Raw genomic sequence first — 3,524 nt, forward strand, 5'->3', positions numbered from 1 at the left:
TCCTGATTGAGCGCAGTTGCCGGCCCGCGGCCGGCACTACCCGAAAGAAGAACGGGCGCCTCTGGCGCCCGTTGCTTATTTGAACTTGTAGACCACGTTCATCGTGGTCAGCGTATCGGTCTTGCGCTTGTCCTCGGCCACGTCACTGTTGTAACGCGCCTGCCAGCCGGCTTTCAGCGCAAGGTGCTCGTTCATGCTCACCGAAACACCGAAGTCATTCTGGCCGAAGGTGTTGTACGAACCGGATTCGACCAGCAGGGTGTTGACCAGGTCGGTGTTGTCGGTCAGCGAGTACTTCAGGTCGAACAGGCCGCGGCCGATCATGCCGGTACGGGTGCGGTCGTCCTCGGTGCTGTGGGTGCGGCGCACACCGGGGCCGATCTGTGCGTCGAAGGAGAAGCGCTCGGTGTTCCACAGGCGGGTGCCGTAGCCCAGACCGAACGAACTCTGGCGGTCGTAGGTGGCAAAGTCGTCGCGTTCGGTACGTACCGTCGCGGTCAGCTGACGGTGTTCGCCCAGCTGCAGCGCGCTGCCGGCGCTGCCGGTGTAGCGGTTGGCGGTGGTGTTGTTGCGACGGGTGGTGGTGCCGTCGTCGGCGGTCTCGGTCACCTTCGAGCTCGAGCGCAGGCCGAACAGGTCCATGCTGTGCACCCAGTCGCCATCGGTGTAGCGCAGGCGCAGGCGGCCGTTGAAGCTCTCGGTGCTGCTGTTGCCGCGTGCCGACGCGAAGCCGAGCTCGCCGCCGCTGCCGCTCCACGGCGAGGACATCGCCGCCAGTTCGGAAGCATCCTGTGCATACGCGAGCGGCGCGCACAGCAGCAGGGGAATCAGCAGGGACACGCGCAGGGACATCGAGGCTTCTCCGAAGCGATTGACAGCCGGTGATGATACTGGAAGCGTGATGGCGGTCCGAATCGATCCAATGCGCGCTTCAGCGAACGTTGCCGCGATCGCCTATTCAGGGCAGATCGACGCGCAATGCCGGATCGTTGAAGCGCGAGTAGCGCAGGCGCAACTGGAAGCTGCGGCCATTGCTGCTGCCGCTGCGCACCAGCTGCCGCGGCAGGCCCTGGGCATCGACCCAGTACTCCAGCCGCTCACCGGGCTGGCTGCCACGCAGTCGGTAGTGGCGGGTCTCGACCCCATCCAGCGTCCGGGGGCCCAGGTCCTCGGCCTGCAGGTCGGCGGGCAGGGCATCGGCCGGCAACGGGTTGCGCCATTGTTCGAGCAGGCCCGGCGGGGCCGGCACCTGGCGGATCGCGCCCTCGGCCTGCAGGAACAGCGTGTCACCGATGATCGTCTGCGGTCCGGCCGGGGTCTGCACGCGGAAACGGTCGGGGGCGACGAAGTCCATGGCGCTGCGCACCGGCTGGGGGGCGCCCAGGAGCTCCAGCTCGGCGTGGAAGCTGCGCAGCGCGGCGAAGCGCTGGCTGGCGCCCAGCACGGCCTGCGCCGGATCGGCGGCCGGTACCGGGGCTTCGGTGCTGGCCGGTACCGGTGCGCGATCGCAGGCAGCCAGCAGCAGGCAGGCCAGCAGGGACAGGGCAGGCAACCGGCGCATCGGGCGTTCCATGGGGGTGGGGGCGACCGCGATAGCCCAAACGTCCCACACAAGACCCGCGAGTCGGACATAATCGGGGGTATGGACCGATACGAACGCATCACCGCCCTGCATCGTCTGCTCAAGTCCGCGCGCTATCCGGTGACGGTGGCGACCCTGCAGGACAAGCTCGGTTGTTCCCGTGCCACCGTCTACCGCGACCTGGCCTTCCTGCGCGACGCGCTGATGGCGCCGATCGAGGGCGACGGTGAGGCCGGCTTCCGCTACCACGCCGACGAAAGCGATCGCTTCGAGCTGCCCGGCCTGTGGCTGAGCTCGGAGGAGCTGCATGCCCTGCTGGCCTCGCAGCACCTGCTGGCGCGCACCGGCGGCGGCGTGCTGTCGTCGGTGCTGGCACCGCTGCAGCAGCGCATCGAAAGCCTGCTGGCGGCCCAGGCAGGCGTCTCCAGCTGGCCGGTGGACCGCGTGCGGGTGATCCCGCACCGTGGCCGCAAGTTCGATGAAGGCAGCTTCCGCAGCGTGGCGTCGGCGGTGCTGGAGCGCCGCCAGCTGGCGTTCGAGTACCGCGCCCGCTCCACCGACGAGCCGACCAAGCGCACGGTCTCGCCGCAGCGCCTGACCCACTACCGCGACAACTGGTACCTGGATGCCTGGGACCACGACCGCGACGCGCTGCGCAGCTTCGCCGTCGATCGCATCCACAAGGCGCGGGTGGTCGACAGCACCGCCCGCGATGTTGCTGACAGCGAACTGGACGAGCAGCTGGGCGCCAGCTACGGGATCTTCTCCGGCGCGCCGAAGGGCTGGGCGACCATCCTGTTCAGCGCCAAGGCCGCGCGCTGGGTGGCCGACGAGCACTGGCACTCCAAGCAGCAGGGCCGCTTCCTGGCCGATGGCCGCTATGAACTGAAGGTGCCGTACAGCGTCTCGCGCGAGCTGCTGATGGACGTGCTGCACTATGGCTCGGATGCCGAGATCGTGGAGCCGGTGATGCTGCGCGAGCAGGCCAAGGCACTGCTCGAGCTGGCCCTGAGCAACTACGACAACGCCTGACCCTCCCCACGAGAACCCCACCCCCCATGAAGAAGACCCTGTTGCTGCCCCTGCTCGCCGCCGCGCTGGCCCTGACCGCCTGCGGCAAATCCGGCGAACCCTCGCAGAAGCTGGTGGTGGCCGCCACGGCCGTGCCGCACGCCGAGATCCTCGAGGTGGTCAAACCGATCCTCAAGCAGGAAGGCGTGGACCTGGACGTGCGCGTGTTCAACGACTACGTGCAGCCCAACGACCAGCTGGTGCAGAAGCAGGTGGACGCCAACTACTTCCAGACCGAGCCGTACCTGGATGCCTACAACCGCGACCGCAAGACCGACCTGGTGAAGGTGATCGGCGTGCACATCGAGCCGTTCGGTGCGTACTCGCGCAAGATCAAGTCGCTGGCCGAGCTGCGTGAGGGCGCCGACGTGGTGATCCCGAACGACCCGAGCAACAACAGCCGCGCGCTGATCCTGCTGCACAAGGCCGGCGTGATCGAGTTGAAGGACCCGACCAACGCGCTGTCGACCCAGCGCGACATCATCGCCAACCCGAAGAACCTGAAGTTCCGCGAGCTGGACTCGGCAATGCTGCCGCGCGTGCTGGACCAGGTCGACCTGGCCCTGATCAACACCAACTACGCGCTGGATGCCGGCCTCAACCCGACCCAGGACGCGCTGGCGATCGAAAGCAAGGATTCGCCGTACGTGAACTTCCTGGTCGCGCGCCCGGACAACAAGGACGATGCCCGCGTGCAGAAGCTGGCCAAGGCGCTGACCAGCCCGCAGGTGAAGGCCTTCATCGAAGCCAAGTACAAGGGCGCGGTGCTGCCGGCGTTCTGACCGGCGCTACGCACGCTCTGGCCATGCGGTAGTGCCGGCCGCCGGCCGGCAATCGGCAAACGCCGCCAAGGATCATGGGGTTGCCGGCC

The 3,524-nt window shown here is 67.7% G+C and carries 4 protein-coding genes; 2 read left to right on the plus strand and 2 right to left on the minus strand.

The genetic code is table 11. The features are described from left to right. Window positions 1-75: 75 nt before the first annotated feature. Entirely contained in the window at window positions 76-852 is a 777-nt protein-coding gene (locus O0J73_RS21835) for a DUF481 domain-containing protein (RefSeq protein WP_006471539.1), read from the minus strand. Window positions 853-958: 106 nt separating this feature from the next. Then, window positions 959-1,561: a hypothetical protein gene (locus O0J73_RS21840; protein WP_308309626.1), complete on the minus strand. Its 603-nt coding sequence runs from the start codon at window positions 1,559-1,561 to the stop codon at window positions 959-961. A gap of 81 nt (window positions 1,562-1,642) precedes the next feature. On the opposite strand from O0J73_RS21840, the gene O0J73_RS21845 reads away from it, so the two are divergent. Then, window positions 1,643-2,614 (plus strand): YafY family protein, encoded by a 972-nt coding sequence (locus O0J73_RS21845; protein WP_008267051.1) that lies wholly within the window; start codon window positions 1,643-1,645, stop codon window positions 2,612-2,614. 26 nt (window positions 2,615-2,640) lie between these two features. Beyond that, window positions 2,641-3,435, plus strand: a complete 795-nt coding sequence (locus tag O0J73_RS21850) for a MetQ/NlpA family ABC transporter substrate-binding protein (protein ID WP_006471536.1) — start codon at window positions 2,641-2,643, stop codon at window positions 3,433-3,435. Window positions 3,436-3,524: the final 89 nt, after the last annotated feature.

It is taken from the genome of Stenotrophomonas sp. Sm6012 (assembly GCF_030985895.1).
In the GTDB taxonomy this organism is placed as follows: domain Bacteria; phylum Pseudomonadota; class Gammaproteobacteria; order Xanthomonadales; family Xanthomonadaceae; genus Stenotrophomonas; species Stenotrophomonas forensis.